Annotated in this window: 18 protein-coding genes; 5 read left to right on the top strand and 13 right to left on the bottom strand. The window is 74.0% G+C overall.

The genetic code is table 11. From position 1 onward, the window contains the following. Nucleotides 1-6: 6 nt before the first annotated feature. Nucleotides 7-1,047: a glycosyltransferase family 2 protein gene (locus OG335_RS23260; protein WP_405013058.1), complete on the bottom strand. Its 1,041-nt coding sequence runs from the start codon at nucleotides 1,045-1,047 to the stop codon at nucleotides 7-9. Nucleotides 1,048-1,388: 341 nt separating this feature from the next. Between OG335_RS23260 and OG335_RS23255 the strand changes: the two genes are divergently transcribed. Next, entirely contained in the window at nucleotides 1,389-2,882 is a 1,494-nt protein-coding gene (locus OG335_RS23255; protein WP_405013057.1) for an LCP family protein, read from the top strand. Here OG335_RS23255 and OG335_RS23250 read toward each other — a convergent pair. From OG335_RS23250 to ssuE, 4 genes are all read right to left on the bottom strand, one after another. Continuing rightward, on the bottom strand, nucleotides 2,869-4,887 hold the full coding sequence (locus OG335_RS23250; RefSeq protein ID WP_405013056.1) for a hypothetical protein: 2,019 nt from the start codon (nucleotides 4,885-4,887) through the stop codon (nucleotides 2,869-2,871). The genes OG335_RS23255 and OG335_RS23250 overlap by 14 nt on opposite strands. A gap of 145 nt (nucleotides 4,888-5,032) precedes the next feature. Further along, nucleotides 5,033-7,600: an ABC transporter permease gene (locus OG335_RS23245; RefSeq protein WP_405013055.1), complete on the bottom strand. Its 2,568-nt coding sequence runs from the start codon at nucleotides 7,598-7,600 to the stop codon at nucleotides 5,033-5,035. Nucleotides 7,601-7,617: 17 nt separating this feature from the next. After that, nucleotides 7,618-8,406, bottom strand: a complete 789-nt coding sequence (locus OG335_RS23240) for an ABC transporter ATP-binding protein (RefSeq protein WP_405013054.1) — start codon at nucleotides 8,404-8,406, stop codon at nucleotides 7,618-7,620. A 251-nt stretch (nucleotides 8,407-8,657) separates the two neighbouring features. Continuing rightward, nucleotides 8,658-9,239 (bottom strand): NADPH-dependent FMN reductase, encoded by a 582-nt coding sequence (gene ssuE / locus OG335_RS23235; RefSeq protein ID WP_405013053.1) that lies wholly within the window; start codon nucleotides 9,237-9,239, stop codon nucleotides 8,658-8,660. A gap of 372 nt (nucleotides 9,240-9,611) precedes the next feature. Between ssuE and OG335_RS23230 the strand changes: the two genes are divergently transcribed. Next, complete coding sequence (locus OG335_RS23230; protein WP_405013052.1) at nucleotides 9,612-10,982, top strand: LCP family protein; 1,371 nt, start codon at nucleotides 9,612-9,614, stop codon at nucleotides 10,980-10,982. A 60-nt stretch (nucleotides 10,983-11,042) separates the two neighbouring features. Here the strand turns inward: OG335_RS23230 and OG335_RS23225 are convergent, their stop codons facing one another. Both OG335_RS23225 and OG335_RS23220 read right to left on the bottom strand, forming a co-directional pair. Next, nucleotides 11,043-12,206 (bottom strand): acyl-CoA dehydrogenase family protein, encoded by a 1,164-nt coding sequence (locus OG335_RS23225; protein ID WP_405013051.1) that lies wholly within the window; start codon nucleotides 12,204-12,206, stop codon nucleotides 11,043-11,045. Between the two features lie 120 nt (nucleotides 12,207-12,326). Continuing rightward, entirely contained in the window at nucleotides 12,327-13,490 is a 1,164-nt protein-coding gene (locus tag OG335_RS23220) for an LCP family protein (protein WP_405013050.1), read from the bottom strand. 161 nt (nucleotides 13,491-13,651) lie between these two features. Between OG335_RS23220 and OG335_RS23215 the strand changes: the two genes are divergently transcribed. Both OG335_RS23215 and OG335_RS23210 read left to right on the top strand, forming a co-directional pair. Next, nucleotides 13,652-14,995 (top strand): UDP-glucose dehydrogenase family protein, encoded by a 1,344-nt coding sequence (locus tag OG335_RS23215; protein ID WP_405013049.1) that lies wholly within the window; start codon nucleotides 13,652-13,654, stop codon nucleotides 14,993-14,995. 28 nt (nucleotides 14,996-15,023) lie between these two features. Continuing rightward, nucleotides 15,024-15,431, top strand: coding sequence for a CoA-binding protein (locus tag OG335_RS23210; RefSeq protein WP_405013048.1), 408 nt, complete (start codon nucleotides 15,024-15,026; stop codon nucleotides 15,429-15,431). A gap of 43 nt (nucleotides 15,432-15,474) precedes the next feature. On the opposite strand, the gene OG335_RS23205 is transcribed toward OG335_RS23210, so the two are convergent. From OG335_RS23205 to OG335_RS23190, 4 genes are read right to left on the bottom strand one after another with little or no spacing between them, the layout of a single operon-like run. After that, nucleotides 15,475-16,293: a MerR family transcriptional regulator gene (locus OG335_RS23205; RefSeq protein WP_405013047.1), complete on the bottom strand. Its 819-nt coding sequence runs from the start codon at nucleotides 16,291-16,293 to the stop codon at nucleotides 15,475-15,477. 41 nt (nucleotides 16,294-16,334) lie between these two features. Next, nucleotides 16,335-17,525: a dipeptidase gene (locus OG335_RS23200; protein ID WP_405013046.1), complete on the bottom strand. Its 1,191-nt coding sequence runs from the start codon at nucleotides 17,523-17,525 to the stop codon at nucleotides 16,335-16,337. A 37-nt stretch (nucleotides 17,526-17,562) separates the two neighbouring features. After that, nucleotides 17,563-18,087: a 5-(carboxyamino)imidazole ribonucleotide mutase gene (gene purE, locus OG335_RS23195; protein WP_405013045.1), complete on the bottom strand. Its 525-nt coding sequence runs from the start codon at nucleotides 18,085-18,087 to the stop codon at nucleotides 17,563-17,565. Next, nucleotides 18,084-19,241 carry a 5-(carboxyamino)imidazole ribonucleotide synthase gene (locus OG335_RS23190; protein ID WP_405013044.1) on the bottom strand — a complete coding sequence of 386 codons (1,158 nt, stop codon included), beginning with the start codon at nucleotides 19,239-19,241 and terminating at the stop codon, nucleotides 18,084-18,086. The genes purE and OG335_RS23190 overlap by 4 nt, the downstream gene beginning before the upstream one ends. 210 nt (nucleotides 19,242-19,451) lie before the next feature. Between OG335_RS23190 and OG335_RS23185 the strand changes: the two genes are divergently transcribed. Then, nucleotides 19,452-19,973, top strand: coding sequence for a GtrA family protein (locus OG335_RS23185; RefSeq protein WP_405013043.1), 522 nt, complete (start codon nucleotides 19,452-19,454; stop codon nucleotides 19,971-19,973). Nucleotides 19,974-19,982: 9 nt separating this feature from the next. Here OG335_RS23185 and OG335_RS23180 read toward each other — a convergent pair whose 3' ends face one another. Both OG335_RS23180 and OG335_RS23175 read right to left on the bottom strand, forming a co-directional pair. Next, a complete protein-coding gene (locus OG335_RS23180) occupies nucleotides 19,983-21,227 on the bottom strand; it encodes an ATP-binding protein (RefSeq protein WP_405013042.1) in 1,245 nt (414 codons plus the stop codon). An 18-nt stretch (nucleotides 21,228-21,245) separates the two neighbouring features. Next, nucleotides 21,246-21,920 carry a response regulator transcription factor gene (locus tag OG335_RS23175; RefSeq protein ID WP_405013041.1) on the bottom strand — a complete coding sequence of 225 codons (675 nt, stop codon included), beginning with the start codon at nucleotides 21,918-21,920 and terminating at the stop codon, nucleotides 21,246-21,248. Nucleotides 21,921-21,982: the final 62 nt, after the last annotated feature.

The raw sequence follows: 21,982 nt of genomic DNA, 5'->3' as shown, positions 1-21,982 counted from the left end.
CTCGGCTCAGGCCCTCTCGGCCCGGGGCGCCATCGGCTCGGGCCGCTTGCTGGCGATCACCCGGCGGGCCAGCTTGCGCGGCGAGGTGAGGAAGCCGAAGCCCCAGCTCATGTGCATGGTGGCGAGCGCCACCGGCAGCTGCAGGCGGGCGCGGGCCGACAGCCCGCGGCCCTCGACCACCGAGCCGCCGAGGATGCCCAGCACGTAGCCGCCCGGCACGGCCAGGAAGACCGGGTGGACCGCGGCACCGAGCACCAGGCCGGCCACGCAGGCCAGCAGGGCGGCCGGCGGGGCGAGGTAGCGGAGGTTGACCGAGCCGCGGTGGTAGCGGGTGACGACCCGGCGCCACCGGCCGTAGTCCTTGTACTGCCTGGCGAGCGCCCGCACGCTGGGCCGCGGCCGGTAGGTGACCCGCAGCTGCGGGGTGAACCAGATCAGGCCGCCGTCCTGGCGGATGCGGTAGTTGAGCTCCCAGTCCTGGGCGCGGACGAACTCCTCGTTGTAGCCGCCTTGCTGCTCAAGCACCTCGCGGCGGAACACGCCGAGGTAGACCGTCTCGGCCGGGCCGGCCAGGCCTCCGGTGTGGAAGGCCGCGTTGCCGACGCCGATCCTGGAGGTCATGGCGGCGGCGACCGCCTTCTCCCACTCGCTCTCGCCCTCGGCGTGCATGACGCCGCCGACGTTGGCGGCCTCCATCGCGCCGAGCAGCCGGACGGCGGTGTCGATGTACCCCGGTGTCAGCAGACCGTGCCCGTCGACGCGTACCACGATGGGGTGATGCGAGCCGCGGATGGCCGCGTTCAGGCCGGCCGGGGTGCGGCCGGTGGGGTTGGGCACCGTCCGGACCCTCGGGTCCTCGGCGACGAGCGCCGCGGCGATCTCGTCCGTCCGGTCGGTGGACGGGCCGAGGGCGATCACGACCTCGACGTCGCCGGCGTAGTCCTGCTCCAGGATCCGCAGGACGGCGGTGCGCAGGTGACGTTCCTCGTTGAGCACCGGCATGATCACGGAGACCGCCGGCAGCTCCTCAGCAGCCTTGGTGTTCATCGCGCCCACCGTACCGGCGGGACCCGCCGGATGTCAGACGAGGGTCGCCGGAACACACCTGCCCAGCAGCCCGGACACCGCCGGGCGGAACGTTTCGCCACCTCGGGTGACCGTGCGGCGCGGCGCGGTCACGGCCGGGCACCGGCGGGCCTAGCATCCCGAAGATGCCGTCCTCACGTCCGTTCGTGCCGCCGCCGTCCCGCCCGCCGCGCGGACGCGCGGGCCGGTCGGCGCAGGGCGGCGCCGGGGGCGCGGGGCGGGGTGCGGACCGGAGGCCCGCCCGGCCGACCGGACCGGCGAGACGCGGCCGGGACCGGCAGGAGCCCCCGCCGAGGCGACCCGTGGCCCCCGGCCCCGGTCCGCGCCGGGGCCGGGGCCGGGGGCCACGCTGGGGCCGGTGGGGCCGCTGGGCGGTCGGCGCGCTGTCCCTGGCGGTGCTCGCCACCTCGTGCGCGGGGTGGATGCTGCTGCACGGCGTCGGCGACGCGATCGAACGGATCGACGCGATCGGCGGCGGCGACCGGCCCGCCGACGAGGGCCTCACCACCTTCCTGGTGGCCGGCACCGACGACCGGGCGGGCGTCCCGGAGGACACCCTGAAGAACGTCCTGCACGCGGGCGGCGAGTCGTGCCACTGCACCGACACGCTCATGGTCGTGCAGCTCGCCCGCAACGGCGGCCGGGCGACCGTGCTGAGCATCCCGCGCGACTCCTACGTCGACATCCCCGCCCACCAGGACCCGGCGACCCGCCGGGAGGTGCCCGCCACCAAGGGCAAGATCAACGCGGCGTACGGGATGGGCGGCGCCCCGCTCACCGTGCGCACGGTCGAGAAGAACACCGGCCTGCGGATCGACCACTACCTGCAGATCGACTTCCTCGGCTTCGTCACCACGGTCGACGCCCTCGGCGGCGTCGAGGTCTGCACCGCCAAGCCGCTCAAGGACCCGTACTCCGGCCTCGACCTGCCCGCCGGCACCACCCGGCTGAACGGGGCGGGCGCGCTCAAGTACGTCCGGGCCCGGCACGTCGACGGCTCGTCGGACCTCGGCCGGATGCGCCGCCAGCAGCGTTTCGTCGCCCAGCTGCTGCACCAGGCCACCGCCCAGGACGTGCTGCTCGACCCGGAACGGCTCGGGTCGGTGCTCGGCACCGCCCTGAAGTCCGTGAAGGCCGACAAGGGGCTGACCACCGGCGCCCTGCTCGACTTCGCCACCCGCCTCCGGGGCCTCTCCGCGGGCTCCGCGGACTTCGCCACCGTGCCGGTGTCCGACGTCGACCACCAGGTCGCCGGCTGGGGGTCGACGGTGCTGTGGGACACGGAACGCGCCGAGACGCTCTTCGAGACCGTCCGGGAGGGGCGGCCGCTCGTGACGCACCCGGACCCGTCGCCGTCCCCCGTGGTCGCGTCCCCCGTGGTCGCGTCCGCCGCGGACGGGGCCGTGCCCGCCGCGCAGATCCGGGTGCAGGTGCTGAACGGCACCGGCGTGACCGGCCTGGGGCAGCGCGTCGACGAGGACCTGCGCCGCGCGGGCTTCGCCACCACCGGCACGCCGTCCAACACGGGCACCGCGGTGGCCCGCACGTCCGTCCGCTACGACCCCCGGTGGGACGAGTCGGCGAAGACGCTGGCCGCGGCCCTGCCGGGCGCGGAGCTCGTCCGGACACCCGGGCTCGGCGCGACGCTCCAGGTCGTCGTCGGCACCGACCACGGCGGAACGCCCTCGCCCGCGCCGGCCGCCGTCCCGCCGCCCGCCTCGGCCTCCGCCTCCGCGACCCGGACGCCGGCGCCCGCGGTGAGCGCGGAGACCGGCAGCGAGATCAGCTGCCCGTGACCGCGCGCACCACGTACCAGCCGACGGCGCACAGCACGACGGCCGCCAGCGACGACCGGTTCAGCAGCACCTGCGCCGTGCCCACCCGGCCGGGCAGCGCCGTCGTCGGGCGGCGGGCCGGGCGGTGCGCCAGCACGGTGACCGTCTCCGCCACCGCGGCCGGGGCGTAGGCGCCGCCCAGATGCCGCCCGAGGGGCGCCGCGGGCCAGGCCCAGATGTGCACGGTGCTCCCGTCGGTGCCCTGCACCGACAGGCGGCCGCGGTGCACGGCCGCCGCGTTGACCTCGTCCCAGGACCAGCGGCGCACCCGCAGGCCCGAGGCGACGACCAGGCCCTCGCGGTCGAACCCCGCCTGCCAGGTGAGGGCGGTGACCAGGGCCACGAACATCGCGGACGTCGTGAGGAGCGGCCGCACCAGCCCGCCGAACCAGCCGTCGGCCGGCGCGGTGCAGAGGAACACCGCCGCAGGCACCGCCAGCAGCGGACCGGCCGCGAGGCGCAGCGGCCGCGGCATGCCGACCACCCGCGCGGGCTCCGGGCCGGTGTCGGCGGGCTCGGCGGCCCCGGCCGTCCGGGCGTCCGCGTCGGCCAGCGACGCGCCGGCCAGGACGGAGACGGCGTCGTCGTCGTCGCCGAGCGGCCTGCCCCGGCGCCACCACCGCGGCACGCCCGGGAACGCCCCGGTGACGGAGACCCGCCACCGGGCGCCCGCGTGGCCGGGGCGGACGAGCAGCTGGGCGGACGGGCCGTCGGGTCCGTGGAACAGCAGGGCCGGGGTCGGGCGCGCGGCCCGGTCGGCCGCCCTCGCGGCGACGGGCGGCGACACCGGGCCCGGCTTCCGGAGGGCGTCGGCGGTGCCGTCCGAGCCGTCGTTCCCGGTGCCGGCCTCCTGCGTGCCGTCATGCTCGGTGCCGGCGTGCCGGTACCCGGCCACGGTGTACTCCGGCACCCAGCCTTCGGCGTCCCGGCCGGGCCACCACAGGCAGGCGTTGCTCTCCTGGAAGCGCCAGAGCGGCGCGGCGGTCGGCGCCCCGGCGGGACGGACGAGGGTGTCGCCCTTGGCGTCCTGGCTCACCAGCACCCGCAGGGCGGGTGCGCCGGCGGCGGAGAAGGCGCGGCGGCGGCGCACGTCGGCCACCGCGGAGGAGAGCAGCAGCGCGGCCGCGGTGGCGGCGAGGCCGCCGAAGACGTACCAGGACGCCGGGTCGTACGGGTCGCCGACCAGCCGGGCGAAGCCGTCGTCGTCGGCCAGCAGCGGCAGCCGGTCACCGCGGTGCGGCGTCGGATCCCACCAGACGTCGAGGTCCGCGGTGCGCTGCTGCCCGGTGCCGGGGGTGGTGTAGCCGACGCGGGCGGTGAGGCCCTCGGCGTCCGTGGAGAGCACGGTGGCCTCGACGGGTGCGGCCCGTGCGGCGAGGGCGTCGCTGTCGCGCTGGTTGCCGTGCCCGGTGACCGCAAGGACGATCGCGGCCGCGAGGGCGAGCGCCGCCGTCAGGCAGCGGCCCACGGGCACGGCGGACAGCGGGGGACGCGCTGCGCCGACCGCCGTCCACGGGTACGGCACGGCCGGGCCGGCCGCCAGGTCGAGGATCCGGCGGGCCCGGCGGCGGCCCGCGTCCGCGCGGAGCAGGGCGAGCGCGAGCAGGACGTGCGCGGTGAGCGCCGTCCAGCGGGTGAAGGCGTCGGGCAGCCCGGTCGGCATCAGCCAGATCAGGACGGCGACCGCCGCGGGCACGAGGTACGGCCGGCGGGGCCGGACCAGCAGGAGCATCGCCTCGGCGAGGAGGACGACGCCGGTGGCGGTCTCCGTCCACGGGGTGAGACAGGACGCGGGAGCCGAGCACCCGGTCGGTGCCGGGTCGGAGAGCATCGCGAGGAGGCACACGGCCAGGGGGAGCACGGCGAGCCAGCGCGCCTCCAGGCGCCGCCACGTCCGGGCCGCGCGCCACCGGTCGGCGTCGGCGTCGGTGAAGGGCGGGGCGGCGGGCGGCGGGGACGCGGGCATGCGGGTGATGATGCCAAGCCGCCGGGCGGGGCCGGCGGCCGGGGCGGCGGGGCCGGCCACCTGGGCGGCGGGTGCCGAAACGGCGGAGGGGCCGGGCTGCAGGCCCGGCCCCTCCGTGCTGCGACGGCACCCGCAGGTGCGGCGGTCAGTCGGTGGCGATGGCCGCGAGGATGTTCATCCGGGCGGCGCGGAAGGCCGGCAGCAGGGCGGCCAGCAGGCCGACGACGGCCGAGGCGACCAGGATGGCGGCGATGGTGCCGGTGGGGATGGTCAGGGTGTCGAGCCCCTGGTCGATGAGGACGTCGCGCGAGGTGACGCCCCAGGCCAGGCCGAGCCCGGTGCCGAGCAGGGCGCCGAAGACGGCGATGACCACGGACTCCAGGCGGACCATCCGGCGCAGCTGGCGGCGCGACAGGCCGATCGCCCGGAGCAGGCCGATCTCCCGGGTGCGCTCGACGACCGACAGGGCGAGCGTGTTGACGACGCCGAGCACCGCGACCGTGATCGCCAGGCCGAGCAGGCCGTAGACCATGTAGAGCAGCTGGTTGACCTGCGTCTGGACGAGGTCCTTGTAGCCCGCCTGGTCGCGGACGCTGACCTGCGGGTAGGCCTCGACGGCCTTCTGCAGGGCGGTGAGCGTCTGCGCCGGGTCGGCGCCGGGGGCGGCCTCGGCGAACACGGCCACGTCGGCCGGGAGGTCCGCGGCGGGGATCGCCTCGGCGACGGTGTCGATGCCGGTGAAGAAGGCGCCGTCGAACATCGAGTTGCCGTTGGCGGTGATCACGCCGAGCGGCAGGGACTGCGTCCGGCCGCGGCCGTAGTCGACCTTGACCTGGTCGCCGACCTTGAGGCCGTGCGCGGTGGCGAACTTCTGGTCGACGGACAGGCCGCCGGTGAAGGCCGCCTCGGCGCTGCCGGAGGCCACCGGCATGTGGAAGTCCGAGGTGAAGGTGGACGAGGCGGCCACCAGGTCGGTCCTGGTGGTGGCGCCGTCCGGGGTGGTGAGGACGGCCGGGAGCGACTTCTGCTCGGTGACGTGGGCGAGGCCGGGCGTGGACCGGGCCGCGTCGACCACGGCCGGGCCGATGCCGCTGCCCTGGCTGTTGAGGATGAAGTCGACGCCGACGGACTTGTCGATCTGGCCGTTGACCGAGCTGACCATCGACGAGGTGACCACGGACGCGCCGGTGACGAGGGCGAGGCCGATCATCAGGGCGGCGGCGGTGGCACCGGTGCGGCGCGGGTTGCGCATGGCGTTGCGCTGGGCGAGCGTGCCCGCCGGGCCGAACACCGCGGGCAGCACGGCGCCGAGCACCCGGATGACGACGGTGGCCAGCAGCGGGCCGACGATCACGAAGCCGACCAGGGTGAGCAGGACGCCCAGACCCAGCCAGAGTCCGCCGTCGGCGGCCTTGTCGGCGGCGGCGGCGAGCACCAGGCCGGCGGTGCCGAGGCCGGTGACGACCAGGCCGACGATGACGCGGACGCGGTTCGCCGAGGCCTCGGCCGGGGTGCCGTGGTCGCGCAGGGCGGCCATCGGGGAGATCCGGCCGGCCCGGCGGGCCGGGACCCACGCGGCGAGGACGGTGATGAGGATGCCGACGGCGTAGGAGGCGGTCGGCACCGTCCAGGTGACGTCCAGCGAGGAGGCGTCGAGGTTCATGCCGACGGCCTTCATGAGCTGGATGAGCAGCATGGCGAGGCCGAGGCCGGCACCGAGGCCGATGGTCGAGCCGAGCACGCCGAGGATCAGCGCCTCCACCAGCACCGAGCGGTTGACCTGCTTGCGGCTGCCGCCGAGGGCGCGCAGCAGGCCGATCTCGCGGGTGCGCTGGGCGACCAGCATGGAGAACGTGTTGATGATCAGGAAGCCGCCGACGAGCAGCGAGATGCCGGCGAAGCCGAGCATGGCGTACTTCATGAAGTTGAGGAACGAGCCGACGTCCTGGGCGTTCTCGGCCTTCTGCTCCGCGGCGGTCTTCGCCTCGAAGCCGGTGCCGAGGGCGGCGAGCGCCTGCTGCTTCAGCTGGTCGTCGGTGCGGCTGCCGTCGCCGAACACCTCGACGGTGGTGAAGGCCGCGCTGCCGAGCAGGTCCTTCTGCGCGGTCGGGGTGTCGAGGAACGCGAGGGCGGCGCCCGGGTTGGTGGTGTGGAAGGTGACGATGCCGGACAGCGTGAAGTCGTAGCTGCCGCCGAGGGTGATGACGCGCAGCGGGCTGCCGAGCTTCAGCCCGGCCTTCTTGGCCGTGTCGGCGTCGAGCATGATCTGGCCGGAGCCCTGCGGGGCGCCGCCGGAGGTGATGTCGACGGAGTTGCGCGGGGTGTCGACCCAGTTCCCGGTGAGGGTGGGGGCGCCGCTGGTCGGGCCGATCGCCTTGTTGGTGGCGGGGTCGACCAGGGTGGCGCTCTCCACGAAGACCTGGCCGAGGGCGGTCTTCACGCCGGGCAGGGCGGCGATCTTCTGCACGGTGTCGACCGGGACGGTGCGGGGCTTCCCGCCGTCCGTCTCGCCGGGGGCGAGGTCGTCCTTCGCCGTGCCGACGGAGAGGTCGGAGGCGGTGGAGGCGAAGAGCTTGTCGAAGGTGCTGGTGGCGGTGTTGGAGAAGACGAGCGTGCCGGAGACGAAGGCCACGGACAGCACGACGGCGATCAGGGAGAGGACCATGCGCCCCTTGTGGGCGAGGAAGCTCCGTAGGGAGGTCTTGAGCAGCATCGGTGTCGTCCCCCGGCTCAGCTGGTGCGCTTGCCGTCGAAGCGGCGCATGCGCTCCAGGACGGTGTCGGCGGTGGGGGCGTGCATCTCGTCGACGATGCGGCCGTCGGCGAGGAAGAGGACGCGGTCGGCGTAGCCCGCGGCGACCGGGTCGTGGGTGACCATGACGATGGTCTGGCCGAGCTCGTCGACCGAGCGTCGCAGGAAGGTCAGCACCTCGGCGCCGGAGCGGGAGTCGAGGTTGCCGGTGGGCTCGTCGCCGAAGATGATCTCGGGCCGGGCGGCGAGCGCGCGGGCCACGGCGACGCGCTGCTGCTGGCCGCCGGAGAGCTGGGTGGGCCGGTGCTTGAGCCGGTCGGCGAGGCCGACGGTCTCGATGACCTGCTCCAGCCAGGCGGCGTCGGGCTTGCGGCCGGCGATGTCCATCGGCAGCGTGATGTTCTCCAGGGCGTTCAGCGTGGGCAGCAGGTTGAACGCCTGGAAGATGAAGCCGATCTTGTCCCGGCGGAGCCGGGTGAGCTGCTTGTCCTTCAGCCCGGTGATCTCGGTGTCGCCGATCCGGATCTCGCCCGCGGTGACCGTGTCGAGCCCGGCGAGGCAGTGCATCAGCGTCGACTTGCCGGAGCCCGAGGGGCCCATGATCGCGGTGAAGCGTCCGCGTCGGATGTCCACGTCGACCGCGTCGAGCGCGGTGACCCGGGTCTCGCCCTCGCCGTAGGCCTTCGTCACCTGCCGCGCGGAGGCGGCGGTGGCGCCGTCGCCACCGGGAAGCTTGGGGTCGTGCACGGCTGCAGCTGCCGTCTTCACTGGGATCTCCTCGTACGTCGTCCACCCGTCGCCCCACAGCCTGGTGGCCGCACCGTGTCCTGCGACATGGTGCGGGCCACCGTCCTCGCCCTGGAGCCAGCCCCACCCCCGGCCGGGGTGTCGGGCTGTAGGAACCACGTTAGGAGTGCCGCACCGGCCGATCGTCCTCCGCCGGGAGGAACGCGGGTGACCGGGAGATGTACGGGGAGAGGGTCCCCTCCCCCTAGGGGACCGGTCCTCCGGGACCAGGGTCAGCGGGCCGCGGCGAGCTCCGGGGTCCGTGCGGCGGTGCCCGCGGGGGCGGTGTGGCCGAGCGCCGCGGCGAAGGCGTCGACCACCGGGGTGAGCAGGAGGTCCGTCCCGGGCTCGACGTCGGCGGTGCCGTCGGCGCGCAGGGTGATCTCGCGGTCGAGCACGAACCACCCCTGCGTGACATGGCCCGCACCCATCGCGCTGAGCACCGGGCGCAGCGCGTAGTCGACGGCGAGCACGTGGGCGGTCGAGCCGCCGGTGGCGAGCGGCAGCACGGCCTTGCCGCGGAGCGCGTACTGCGGGAGGACGTCGAGCAGGGCCTTGAGGAGCCCGGAGTACGCCGCCTTGTAGACCGGGGTGCCGATGACGACGCCGTCGGCCTGTTCGAAGAGCTCCACGGCGCGGACTATCGCGGGGTGCGAGAAGTCGGCGGAGAGGAGGGCCTCGGCGGGCAGGCTCCGCGCGTCGAAGGGCACGACCTCGTGGCCGAGTGCGGCGAGCCGGGCGTCGACGTGGCGGAGCAGCCCGGTGGTGCGGGAGGTGGCGGAGGGGGAGCCGGAGACGGACAGGACGGTGGCCATGGGATCACCTCGGAAGGGGCGGGGCCTGCGGGCGGCCCCGGAGCGGGAGCGAGCGGGCAGCGCTGCACGGACCGCGGCGGTGGGGCCGGGTGCAGGGGTGCGGGTCGGAACGGGTGGCGCGCGGTGGGGCGAAGGTCAGCCACGACACAGCGAGCGGGCCACACGCAGCAGGTCGACGTGCCGCCGACGCGTGAGGATCCTCTGCTGCTCCATGCCGCCATGCAAGCACGGGCCGTTTCGGCCGGTCAAGGTTGGTTCCAGCAGGTGAACTTTCGGCCGGGCCGTCCGCAGCGTGCATCAAATCGGCTACAAGGGGCCCCGGGGCGGGGGCCGGGGCACTGCGGCGCCCCGCTTTCGGGCATCCTTCCCCACATGAACACGTGGCAGGAGGACCGCCCGGGGGGCGGGGGCGCGTACGGTCGGAACGACGACGGGTACCGCCAGGGTGGGGCGGCCGCCGAGCCGCCGCTGCCGCCGGGGCTGAACCCGCGCGGGCCCGGGGCCGCTCCGCAGGGCGGGCCGTCCGGGCCGGGGGGTCAGGGCGGCGCGGGGGCGTACGGCGGCGCGGTCCCCGCGCAGCCGCAGCCGGGCCACGGCTCGGCCCGGCCCGCGCAGTACGGGGCGGCGCAGCCGCAGTACGGCTCGGCGCAGCCGCCGGCGCAGCCGGGCTTCGGCCCGGCGGGCGGCGCGGACGCACCGGGCGGACCGGGGGGCACCGGCGGTGCGAGACCTTCGTCGCCGGCGGCGTCGCGGTGGCCGCGCGGCCGGAAGATCAAGGTGGCGGCGCTGGCCGTGGTCGGGGCGCTGCTGGTGACGGGCGTCGGCACCTACTTCTGGGCCGACTCGCAGCTGCGGCACGAGAACGTGCTGGCGGGCTACGACGGCCGTCCGGCGGCCGGCGAGGGCACGAACTGGCTGATCGTGGGCTCGGACAGCCGCGAGGGCCTGTCGGACGCCGACGAGGACTCGCTGCACACCGGTTCCGCGCAGGGCAAGCGCAGCGACTCGATGATGCTGCTGCACATCGGCGACAACGGGAACACCCTGATGTCGATCCCGCGCGACTCGTGGGTGGAGATCCCGAAGCACCTGGACACCGAGGGCAGCGGCAAGACCATCCCGGCCTCCAACTCCAAGATCAACGCGGCCTTCGCGCGGGGCGGCGGCCGGCTGCTGGTGCAGACGGTGGAGCACAACACCGGCCTGCGGATCGACCACTACGCGGAGATCGGGTTCGCCGGCTTCGTCGGGATCGTCGACTCGGTCGGCGGCGTGGACATGTGCATCGACAAGGACGTGAAGGACCGTGACTCGGGCCTCGACCTGAAGGCCGGCTGCCAGACGCTGACCGGCACCCAGTCGCTGGGGTTCGTCCGGCAGCGGCACCAGATGGCCGACCAGGACCTGGGCCGGATGCGCAACCAGCAGAAGTTCCTCGGCGCGCTCGCCAAGCAGGCCGCGTCCCCGGCGACGCTGCTCAACCCGTTCACCTTCTACCCGATGGTGAGCTCGGGCCTGGGCACGCTGATCGTGGACGACGACGCGGGCCTGACCGACCTGGGTTCGATGTTCCTGGCGATGAAGGGCGTGACGGGCGGCGACGGCAAGTCGATCACCGTGCCGATCGGCAACCCGAACTTCCGCACCGCCACCGGCGAGTCCGCGGTGAAGTGGGACGCGGTCAAGTCGAAGCAGGTCTTCGAGGCCTTCAAGAACGACACCGCGGTGCCCGACCTGAAGTGACGGGCCCGGGACGCGCGGGAACCCCCGGTCGGTCCGACCGGGGGTTCCCGCGTGCCGGGGCTACGGCAGGTTGCGCGCCATGACGATGCGCTGGACCTGGTTGGTGCCCTCGTAGATCTGGGTGATCTTGGCGTCGCGCATCATGCGCTCGACCGGGTAGTCGCGGGTGTAGCCGTAGCCGCCGAGGAGCTGGACGGCGTCGGTGGTGATCTCCATCGCGGCGTCGGAGGCGAAGCACTTGGCGGCGGCGCCGAAGAACGTCAGGTCGGAGTCGGTGCGCTGCGACTTGGCGGCGGCGGCGTAGGTGAGCTGGCGGGCGGCCTCCAGCTTCATCGCCATGTCCGCGAGCATGAACTGCACGCCCTGGAACTCGGCGATCGCCTTGCCGAACTGCTTGCGCTCCTGGACGTAGCCCTTGGCGTAGTCGAGGGCGCCCTGCGCGATGCCGATCGCCTGCGCGGCGATGGTGACCCGGGTGTGGTCGAGGGTCTTCATCGCGGTGGCGAAGCCGGTGCCCTCGGCGCCGATCATGCGGTCGGCGGGGATCCGCACGTTGTCGAAGTAGACCTCGCGGGTCGGCGAGCCCTTGATGCCGAGCTTCTTCTCCGGAGCGCCGAAGGAGACGCCCTCGTCGCCCTTCTCCACCACGAAGGCGGAGATGCCCCTGGAGCGCTTCTCCGGGTCGGTGACGGCCATGACCGTGTAGAACTCGGAGACGCCGGCGTTGGTGATCCAGCGCTTGACGCCGTCGAGCACCCAGAAGTCGCCGTCGCGCACGGCGCGGGTCTTCATGCCGGCCGCGTCCGAGCCGGCCTCCGGCTCGGAGAGGCAGTACGAGAACATGCCCTCGCCGCGGGCCAGCGCGCCCAGGTACTTCGCCTTGAGCTCCTCGGAGCCCGAGAGCTGGACGGGCAGCGAGCCGAGCTTGTTGACCGCCGGGATCAGCGAGGAGGACGCGCAGACCCGGGCGACCTCCTCGATGACGATCACGGTGGCGAGCGCGTCGGCACCAGCGCCGCCGTACTCCTCGGGTACGTGCACGGCGTGCAGGTCGTTGGCCCGGAGGGCGTCGAGCGCCTCCTGCGGGAAGCGGCCCTGCTCGTCGACCTCGGCCGCGTACGGGGCGATCTTGGCCTCGGCCAGCGAACGGATCGCGTCCCGGAGCATGTCGTGCTCCTCGCTCAGCCGGAAGAGGTCGAAATCCGCCTCGGAGTTGCCAGCCATGTGCCTCGCCCCTTGACCTGTTAGTTACCGTTAAGTAGCAGTGTTGGTCCTCATTCTAGGCGCGACACACCCGCCCACCGCACCGTGACATGCGTGACACCGGGTGCCACGCCGCGCCGGTCAGCTCACGCTCTCGCCCAGGGTGTCGCTGGTGGTGCCGTGCTCGGCCAGGTAGGCGGTCATCCGGTCGGTGCGGACGGCGTCCCAGAGGGTCTTCGCGGCCGCCCGGTCGAGCAGCACCACCGACTGCCCGTCGACCGAGTCGAAGCCGCCGAACGGCGCGTTCATGAAGCGCACACCGTCGGGACGCAGCCCGCGCAGGCTCCAGGCGAGGTCGTACAGGTCGGTGTTGCTCAGCCGGTCGTCCACGCTCATCACGTCGCCGACGGCCTTCAGCAGGCCGGTCAGCCGGGCCGGGTTCCCCAGGGTGCCCGCGTCCATGGTCTGGATCATGAGGGCGCGGAGGAAGTTCTGCTGGCGCTTGCTGCGGTCGAGGTCGCCGTTGGGCAGGCCGTACCGCTCCCGCACGTAGAGCAGCGCCTGCTCGCCGTTCATGTGGTGGGTGCCCGCGTCCCACTGCCGGGCCTCGCCGCGGCCCTCGATGGTCCGCGGAATGGTGATGTCGACACCGCCGACCGCGTCCGTCAGCGCGCGGAAGCCGTTCCAGTCGATCACCGCGACGTGGTCGATCCGCACCCCGGTGAGGTTCTGCACCGTCTCCACCATCAGCGCCGGACCGCCCCAGGAGTACGCCGCGTTGATCTTCGCCTTGCCGTGGCCCGGCACGTCGACCCAGGTGTCGCGGGCGATCGAGATGAGCGCCGCGCTCTTCCGGTCGGCGGAGACGTGCAGCACCATCATCGTGTCGCTGCGCTGCGCACCGGCCTTCCAGGCGGGCGCCTCGGCGTCCGCGCCGGTGGTGGCCACGTCGGAGCGGGCGTCCAGGCCCACCAGCAGGAAGGTCGTGCCGGAGTCGGGCACGGCCTGCGGCTGGCGGTCCGCGGGCGTCGTGGGGAAGGCGCCCGGGATGCGGTCCACCGACGACGCGTAGTGGTCCACCGTCCAGTACGCCGACCCGATGCCGCCCGCCACCAGGGCGAACAGCACGGCCAGCGTCCACACCAGCACCCGACGGGTGCGCCGCCTCCGGCGGACCTCGCCCCCGGTGCCGTCCGGCACCCCCTCGGCGTCCCCCTCCGGGGCCTCGCCCCCGGGCGCCCGGTCGAACAGACTCAGCGACTCCCGGCGGTCCGCCGCGGCTTCCTCGCGCTCCCCTGGCACCATGGGCGCATTCTGCCGCCCGGCGCGCCCCCGCGGGAGTGGTCGCGCGTTCGGCAACCGGGCCGTTATCCGCGGGTTCGCGCGGCCCCCGGGCCCGGATACCATCGGTGCCTGCGACAGCCACCCGCCCGGGGCGGCCGGCAAACCGACTGAAGGGGACGCACGTGGCCCTCCGCATCACGGTGATCGGCACCGGCTACCTCGGCGCGACGCACGCCGCCTGCATGGCGGAGCTCGGCTTCGAGGTGCTCGGCCTGGACATCGACCCGGAGAAGATAGCGTCGCTCGCCGCGGGCCGCGTCCCCATGTACGAGCCCGGCCTGGCCGACCTGCTCGTCAAGCACGTCGCAGGTCACGAGGGTTCGACCGGACGGCTGCGCTTCACCACCTCCTGGGAGGAGGTGGCCGAGTTCGGCGACGTCCACTTCCTCTGCACCAACACCCCGCAGAAGAAGGGCGAGTTCGCGGCCGACATGAGCTACGTCGACAGCGCGCTCGACTCGCTCGCCGTGCACCTGCGCCGGCCCACCCTGGTCGTCGGCAAGTCCACCGTGCCGGTCGGCAGCGCGAGCCGCCTCGCCGAGCGCCTCGCCGCCCTCGCCCCCGTCGGCGCGCAGGCCGAACTCGCCTGGAACCCCGAGTTCCTGCGCGAGGGCTACGCCGTCGGCGACACCCTGCACCCCGACCGGCTCGTCGTCGGTCTGCGCAGCGAGCGCGCCGAGCAGCTGCTGCGGGAGGTGTACGCCACGCCGATCGCCGAGGGCGTGCCCTTCGTGGTCACCGACTTCCCGACCGCCGAGCTCGTCAAGGCGGCCGCCAACTCCTTCCTCGCCACCAAGATCTCCTTCATCAACGCGATGGCGGAGGTCTGCGAGTCGGCCGGCGCCGACGTCGTGGAGCTCTCCCGGGCGCTCTCCTTCGACCCGCGGATCGGCGGAAAGTTCCTCAACGCCGGGCTGGGCTTCGGCGGCGGCTGCCTGCCCAAGGACATCCGCGCCTTCATGGCGCGAGCCGGCGAGCTGGGCGCCGACCAGGCGCTGACCTTCCTGCGCGAGGTCGACTCCATCAACATGCGCCGCCGTTCCCGCATGGTGGAGCTGGCCCGCGAGCAGTGCGGGGGCGGCTTCCTCGGCCGTCGGGTCGCCGTGCTGGGCGCCGCGTTCAAGCCCAACTCGGACGACATCCGCGACTCCCCCGCCCTGAACGTCGCCGGGCAGATCCAGCTGCAGGGCGCCCAGGTCACCGTCTACGACCCCAAGGCCGTGGACAACGCCCGCAAGATGTTCCCGGGCCTGTCGTACGCGGACTCCGCCCTGGAGGCCGTCGTCGGGGCGCACGTGGTGCTGCACCTGACGGAGTGGCAGGAGTTCCGCGAGCTCGACCCCGCCGAGGTCGGCGCGCTCGTCGCCGACCGCCGCGTCGTCGACGGCCGCAACGTGCTCGACGGCGCCGCCTGGCGGGCCGCCGGGTGGACGTACCGCGCCATGGGCCGGCCCGGCAAGGAATGACCGCGCCCGCCGCTCCGTTGTCCCCGGCATGACGTACGGAGACGACGCGACGGTCCGCAGGATCCTCCAGGAGACGGGCGACACCTGGGCGGTGGTCGGCCTGTCGACCAACACCGCCCGGGCGGCGTACGGCGTGGCCCGGGTGCTGCAGCAGGCGGGCAAGCGGGTGGTGCCGGTGCACCCGAAGGCCGAGACGGTGCTCGGCGAGCAGGGCTACGCCACCCTCGCCGACATCCCGTTCCCGGTCGACGTGGTCGACGTCTTCGTCAACTCCGGCCTGGCCGGCGAGGTCGCCGACCAGGCCGTCGCGGTGGGCGCCCGGGCCGTCTGGTTCCAGCTGGACGTCGTCGACGAGGCCGCCTACGCGCGCACCACCGGCGCCGGGCTCGCCATGGTCATGGACCGCTGCCCCGCGATCGAGCTGCCGCGGCTCTGACGGCGGGAGCCCGTCGGCGCCGGGGCGCCGGACGGGCGGCCCGTCAGGCCAGCGGCACCGCGATGTCGCAGACCGGGTCGCCGTCGCCGGCCGCCGCCCAGTCCGCGAAGTACACCTCGCGCGGCGCGTCGGCCACCGCCGCACCCCGCGCCTTCGCCCACGCGAAGACCGCGTCGTAGGCCGACAGGATCTGCGGGTACGCGCACTGCGCCTTGGTGATCACCGTGTACGCCTCGCGGTGGGCCGGCTCGGAGCGGTGCGCGTGCGCCGCCCCGGCGGCCCGCGCCGGGTCGACCGGCACGCACACCTCGACCGGCCCGTCACCGTCCTCGTTGACCTCGCCGTGGTAGACCACGAACGGCGCCGCGGCGACGCCCCCGTACGCCTGCGCGGCGGCGGCCAGCCGCCCGGTGGCCGCCGGGATCCACTCCGGCAGGTCCTCCGGCCCGGCGTGCCGCTGCTCGGTCAGCACCAACTGCTCCGGCACCTCGCGCTGCTGGATCTCGTACATGTCCGTACTCCCTTCGCCTCCCGACAACCGGATGCGGAGGTGCGCCGCCAGCTCCCGCTGCGCCGCGACCCGCCGTTCGACGGACTCCCAGTACGCCGCCACCAGGCCGGCCGCCTCCGGGGCGGGCGCGGCCAGCACCCCGGCGACCGCCGCCAGCGGCATGTCGAGCCGCCGCAGGCGGACGATCAGCCGGGCCTCCTCCAGCCGGCCCTCCCGGTAGTACCGGTAGCCGGTGACCGGGTCGACCCGGTCGGGCGGCAGGAGGCCCTGCCGGTCGTACAGCCGCAGCGCCTTCGGGGAGAGCCGGGCCCGGCGCGCGAAGGCGCCGATGCCCAGCAGGTCGTCCTCCACGCCGTGAAGCCTCCGCTCTGCCCCAGGGGCAAGGTCAAGCGTCAGCCGTCGAGGCCCGCGAGGGTGGCGATCGACGCCGGGCGGTCCGCCCGCAGGCGCGCGGCGACCCCCTCCGCGTCGCGCAGCACCCGCACCGCGTTGTGCCAGGCCAGCTTGGAGAGGTCGGCCTCCGACCAGCCCCGGCCGAGGAGTTCGGCGACGAGGTGCGGATACCCGGCGACGTCGTCCAGGCCGGCCGGGACGAACGCGGTGCCGTCGTAGTCGCCGCCGATGCCGATGTGGTCGATGCCCGCGACCTCGCGCATGTGGTCCAGGTGGTCGGCGACGGTCGCCGCGGTCGCCACCGGCCGGGGGTGGCCGGCCTCGTACGCGCGCTGGCACTCCATCGCGGCGGGGGTGGTCTCCAGCGGGTGGAAGCCGTGCGCGCGCATGTTGTCGTCCGCGGCGGACGTCCACTCGATGGCGGCGGGGAGCACGAACTTCGGCACGAACGTCGCCATCGCCAGGCCGCCGTTGGCGGGCAGCTGCGCGAGGACGTCGTCCGGGACGTTGCGCGGGTGGTCGCAGACGGCGCGCGCCGAGGAGTGCGAGAAGATCACCGGCGCCTCCGAGACGCGCAGGGCCGCCCGCATGGTGTCGGCGGAGACGTGCGAGAGGTCGACGAGCATGCCGAGCCGGTTCATCTCCCGCACGACCTCCTCGCCGAAGGCCGTCAGGCCGCCCGCGGCGGGCTCGTCGGTGGCGGAGTCCGCCCACGGCACGTTGTCGTTGTGGGTGAGCGTCAGGTACCGCACGCCCAGGGTGTGCAGGGCCCGCAGGGTGGCCAGCGAGGAGTCGATGGAGTGGCCGCCCTCGGCGCCCATCAGCGAGGCGATCCGGCCCTCGGCGCGGGCCGCCTCCATGTCGTCGGCGGTCAGGGCGAGGCGCAGCACGTCCGGGTAGCGCGCGGTGAGCGCGTGCACGAAGTCGATCTGCTCCAGGGTCGCGCTGACCGCGTGGTCGCCCGCCCAGTCGCTGCGCACGTACACCGACCAGAACTGCGCGCCGACCCCGCCCGCGCGCAGGCGGGCGAGGTCGGTGTGCAGGCGGCCGCTCTGGTCGGCCGCGAGGTCGATCGCGTCGAGGTCGTAGCCGGCCTGGGCGCGCATCGCCCAGGGGAGGTCGTTGTGCCCGTCGACCACCGGGGTCTCGCGGAGGACGGCACGGGCACGGTCGAGCAGCTCAGGGGTCATGGGGCCACCGTAACCAGCGACCCCCGCGGGGCGCCGCCTAGTTGCCGAAGCCGAAGGAGCCGGCGCCGGCGACCTTGGCGCGCAGCTTCTTGCCCTTCTCGGTGGCCTGGGCGTTCAGCTCGGCCTGGAACTCGACCATCCGCTCGGCGATCTCGGGGTCGAACGCGGCCAGCATCCGGACGGCCAGCAGGCCGGCGTTGCGGGCGCCCGCGACCGAGACGGTCGCCACGGGCACACCGGCCGGCATCTGCACGATCGACATCAGGCTGTCCATGCCGTCGAGGTAGCGCAGCGGCACCGGGACGCCGATGACCGGCAGCGGGGTGACCGAGGCCAGCATGCCGGGCAGGTGGGCGGCGCCGCCCGCACCGGCGATGATCGACTTCAGGCCGCGGGCCTGCGCCTGCTCGCCGTACGCGATCATCTCGCGCGGCATGCGGTGCGCGGAGACGACGTCCACCTCGTAGGGGACCTCGAACTCGTCGAGCGCCTGCGCGGCGGCCTCCATCACGGGCCAGTCGGAGTCGGAGCCCATCACGATGCCGACAACGGGGTTGGTCATTCGGTGATCGTTCCTCGCAGGTAGGCGGCCGCGTGGCGGGCGCGCTCGCGGACGTCGTCGAGGTCGTCCCCGACGACGTTGACGTGGCCGACCTTGCGGCCGGGCTTGACGTCCTTCCCGTACATGTGGATCTTCAGGCCCGGGTCGCGGGCCATGCAGTGCAGGAAGGCGTGGTACATGTCCGGGTAGTCGCCGCCGAGCACGTTGACCATGACCGTCCACCGTGCGCGGGGGCGGGGGTCACCGAGCGGCAGGTCGAGGACGGCCCGCAGGTGGTTCTCGAACTGCGAGGTGACCGCGCCGTCCTGCGACCAGTGGCCGGAGTTGTGCGGCCGCATGGCCAGCTCGTTGACGAGGATGCGGCCGTCGCGGGTCTGGAACAGCTCCACCGCGAGGTGCCCGGTGATGCCGAGGTCGCCGGCGATCCGCAGCGCGAGCTGCTGGGCCTGGGCCGCGAGCTCCGGGTCGAGGCCGGGCGCGGGCGCCGTGACCTCGGCGCAGACGCCGTTCTCCTGGACGCTCTCCACCACCGGGTAGGCCACGGCCTGGCCGCTGGGCGAGCGCACGACGTTCGCGGCGAGTTCGCGCAGGAAGTCGACCTTCTCCTCGGCGAGCACGGGGACCCCGGCGAGGAACGGCGCGTGCGCCTCCCCCTCGTCGCCGACGACCCACACGCCCTTGCCGTCGTAGCCGCCGCGGACGGTCTTCAGCACCACCGGGTAGCCGTCGCCCTCGGCGGCGAACGCCGTCACGTCGGCCGGGTCGGCGACGATCCGGTGGCGCGGGCAGGGCACGCCGATCGCGTCGAGCTTCGCCCGCATGACGCCCTTGTCCTGGGCGTTGACCAGTGCGTCCGGCCCGGGGCGGACGGCGATGCCGTCGGCCTCCAGGGCGCGCAGGTGCTCGGTCGGGACGTGCTCGTGGTCGAAGGTCACCACGTCGCAGCCGGCGGCGAAGCGGCGCAGCGTCTCCAGGTCCCGGTAGTCACCGAGGACGACGTCGGAGACCACCTGGGACGCGGAGTCCTGGGGGGTGTCGGCCAGCAGCCGGAAGCGGATGCCGAGCGGGATGCCCGCCTGGTGCGCCATGCGTGCCAGCTGCCCGCCGCCGATCACGCCCACCACTGGAAATTTTGCGTTGCCCGCGAAAGTCACGCTGCCCAGGATATCCGGGCCGGTGGGAGCCGGTGCACGGCAGGGCCGGGGGCCGGAGGCCCCGGGACCGGGCGCCGATCGCCTCACGGGGACCGAGTAGCCTGGGTTGCCGGTGCCTTAGCCGTGCATGTGCGTACACGAGGCGCCCGTTCGCGCTGCGCCCGCGCGGGCACCTGCCGTCCTCCCGTACGCCACTCAGGAGACACCCGGATGACCAAGACCTCCGCGACCTCGTCGTCGCTCCTGCAGCGGCTCGACGGCATCTCCGGCGAGGTGATCCGGTTCGGCGTGGTGGGCCTGGGCGGTGTCGCCGTCAACTTCGTCGTCTTCTGGGTCTGCATCAACGGCCTCGGCCTCGCCTCGCTGCGGTCGAACATCGCGGCGACCCTGGTGGCCATCTCCACCAACTACCTCGGCTACCGCTACTGGCTCTACAAGGACCGTGACGCGGCCTCCCGCCGCCGGGAGATCACGCTGTTCCTGGTCTTCAGCGGCGCCGGCATGCTGATCGAGACCGGCGTGCTGGCCGTCTCGGTGTACGTGCTCGGGCTGGACACGCACCTGGAGCAGATCGCCGCCAAGCTGGCGGGCCTGGCCCTGGGCACGGTCTTCCGCTTCATCTCGTACCGCACCTGGGTGTTCAAGGCCGTGCCGGAGCCGGTGCCCGCGCCCGCGGTGGTGGCCGAGGCCGAGCTGCTGCTGGCGGCCGAGGAGCCGCAGTACGTGAAGTAGGGGCGTCCCCTAGCCGTCCGTCCGGCTGCCGCCGAGGAAGAGCGCGAACACCGGGGGCCGGAGCGACAGCAGTTCGAGCCGTGCACCGTCGGCCTCGGCGAGGTCGCGGGCGACCGCCAGGCCGATGCCGGTGGAGTTGCGGCCGCTGACCGCGCGTTCGAAGACGCGGTTGCCGAGCTCCGGGGGCACGCCGGCGCCCTCGTCCTGCACCTCGGTCACGACGGAGGAGCCGGTGCGGCGGACCCGCACCGTGATGTCGCCGCCGCCGTGCATGAGCGAGTTCTCGATGAGGGTCGCGAGCACCTGCGCCACCGTGCCGGGGGTGCCGAGCACCCTGGCACCGCGCAGCCCTTCGAGGTGCAGGTGGCGGCCGTCGGCGCGCAGGGGGGCGCTCCACTCCTCGACCTGCTGCTTGATGACCTCGTCGAGGTCGAAGGGCACGGCGGTCGGGCTGGTGGGGTCGCGCTGGTTGGTGAGCAGCCGCTGGACGACGTCGGTGAGGCGTTCGACCTGCTGGAGGGCGATCGTGGCCTCCTCCTTGACGGTGCCGGGCTCCTCGGCGAGCGCGGTGATCTCCTCCAGCCGCATCGACAGTGCGGTGAGCGGGGTGCGGAGCTGGTGGGAGGCGTCGGCGGCGAGCCGGCGCTCGGCGGTGAGCATCCGGGCGATGCGCACCGCGCTGACGTCCAGCACCTCGGCGATCCGGTCGAGCTCGGGCACGCCGTAGCGGCGGTCGCGCGGGCGGGGGTCACCGGAGCCGAGGCGTTCGGCGGTCTCGGCGAGTTCGGTGAGCGGCCGGGCGAGGCGCTTGGCCTGCCAGACGGCGAGCGCCACCGCGGCCTGGACGGCGAGCAGTGCGACGACCCCGAGCAGCAGCAGCATGTTGCCGATCTCGTGGTCGACGTCCTTGCGGGACTGCTGCACGGCGACGGTCTCGCCGCTGGCGCCCTTCTCGGTGGCGCCGATCGCGGGCCCGTCGACGGGGGTGCCGACGGCGATCAGCCGCTGGCCGGGGATGTCGACGGTGACGTACGAGCCGGGGCTGACCTGGGCGGCGAACTTCTCCCCGGTCACCGGCTCGCCGGCGGCCAGCCGGCTCTCGACCAGGCCGAGGACCCGGACGGCCGCGGCGTCGATGCGGCCCTCGGCGGCGCTGACGATGCTCTGCTTCTCGATCAGCGCGAGCGGGACGCAGAACACCACGACCACCACCAGGACGACGCCCAGCAGCGAGTTGATCATTCTGCGCTTCACGCCGGGGGACGCCTTCGGTCAGTTCTTCTCGAAGCGGAAGCCGACACCGCGCACGGTGGCGATGTACCGCGGGTTGGCGGCGTCGTCGCCTAGCTTCTTGCGCAGCCACGAGATGTGCATGTCGAGGGTCTTGGTGGAGGTCCACCAGGTGGTGTCCCAGACCTGCCTCATGATCTCCTCGCGGGTGACGACCCGGCCGGCGTCGCGCACCAGCACGCGCAGCAGCTCGAACTCCTTCGCGGAGAGCGTGAGCTCGTCCTCGCCGAGCCAGGCGCGGTGCGACTCGATGTCGATCTTGACGCCGTGCGCCCCGGTGGTGAGCTGGTCGACGTTGCCGCGGCGGAGCAGCGCGCGGACGCGGGCGAGCAGCTCGGCGAGGCGGAAGGGCTTGGTGACGTAGTCGTCGGCGCCGGCGTCGAGGCCCACCACGGTGTCGACCTCGTCGGCGCGGGCGGTGAGCACGAGGACGGGGCAGCTGCGGCCGTCGGCGCGCAGCCGGCGGCAGACCTCCAGCCCGTCCATCTCCGGGAGGCCGAGGTCGAGGACGACGAGGTCGACCTCCTCCGTCAGTCCCGCCGCCAGCGCGGCCGGCCCGTCCTCGCGGACGAGCACCTCGTATCCCTCGCGGCGGAGGGCGCGGGCCAGCGGTTCGGAGATTGCCGGGTCGTCCTCGGCCAGCAGCACACAGGTCATGGGGTGATGGTAGTCCGCCGCGGATGATCACCGAGGCTGTGAACTACTTCACAGCGGGTCAC

The organism is Kitasatospora sp. NBC_01539, assembly GCF_045040525.1.
In the GTDB taxonomy this organism is placed as follows: domain Bacteria; phylum Actinomycetota; class Actinomycetes; order Streptomycetales; family Streptomycetaceae; genus Kitasatospora.
The sequence above is the reverse complement of the archived record's forward strand: the minus strand, read 5'-3'. Positions and strand labels throughout refer to the sequence as shown.

Coding starts and splice junctions, on each gene's coding strand:
- OG335_RS23185 (WP_405013043.1), top strand. CDS start 19,452: ATGACCAAGACCTCCGCGACCTCGTCGTCGCTCCTGCAGCGGCTCGAC.
- OG335_RS23200 (WP_405013046.1), bottom strand. CDS start 17,525: ATGACCCCTGAGCTGCTCGACCGTGCCCGTGCCGTCCTCCGCGAGACC.
- OG335_RS23220 (WP_405013050.1), bottom strand. CDS start 13,490: ATGGTGCCAGGGGAGCGCGAGGAAGCCGCGGCGGACCGCCGGGAGTCG.
- OG335_RS23210 (WP_405013048.1), top strand. CDS start 15,024: ATGACGTACGGAGACGACGCGACGGTCCGCAGGATCCTCCAGGAGACG.
- OG335_RS23250 (WP_405013056.1), bottom strand. CDS start 4,887: ATGCCCGCGTCCCCGCCGCCCGCCGCCCCGCCCTTCACCGACGCCGAC.
- OG335_RS23175 (WP_405013041.1), bottom strand. CDS start 21,920: ATGACCTGTGTGCTGCTGGCCGAGGACGACCCGGCAATCTCCGAACCG.
- OG335_RS23245 (WP_405013055.1), bottom strand. CDS start 7,600: ATGCTGCTCAAGACCTCCCTACGGAGCTTCCTCGCCCACAAGGGGCGC.
- ssuE (WP_405013053.1), bottom strand. CDS start 9,239: ATGGCCACCGTCCTGTCCGTCTCCGGCTCCCCCTCCGCCACCTCCCGC.
- OG335_RS23230 (WP_405013052.1), top strand. CDS start 9,612: ATGAACACGTGGCAGGAGGACCGCCCGGGGGGCGGGGGCGCGTACGGT.
- OG335_RS23260 (WP_405013058.1), bottom strand. CDS start 1,047: ATGAACACCAAGGCTGCTGAGGAGCTGCCGGCGGTCTCCGTGATCATG.
- purE (WP_405013045.1), bottom strand. CDS start 18,087: ATGACCAACCCCGTTGTCGGCATCGTGATGGGCTCCGACTCCGACTGG.
- OG335_RS23225 (WP_405013051.1), bottom strand. CDS start 12,206: ATGGCTGGCAACTCCGAGGCGGATTTCGACCTCTTCCGGCTGAGCGAG.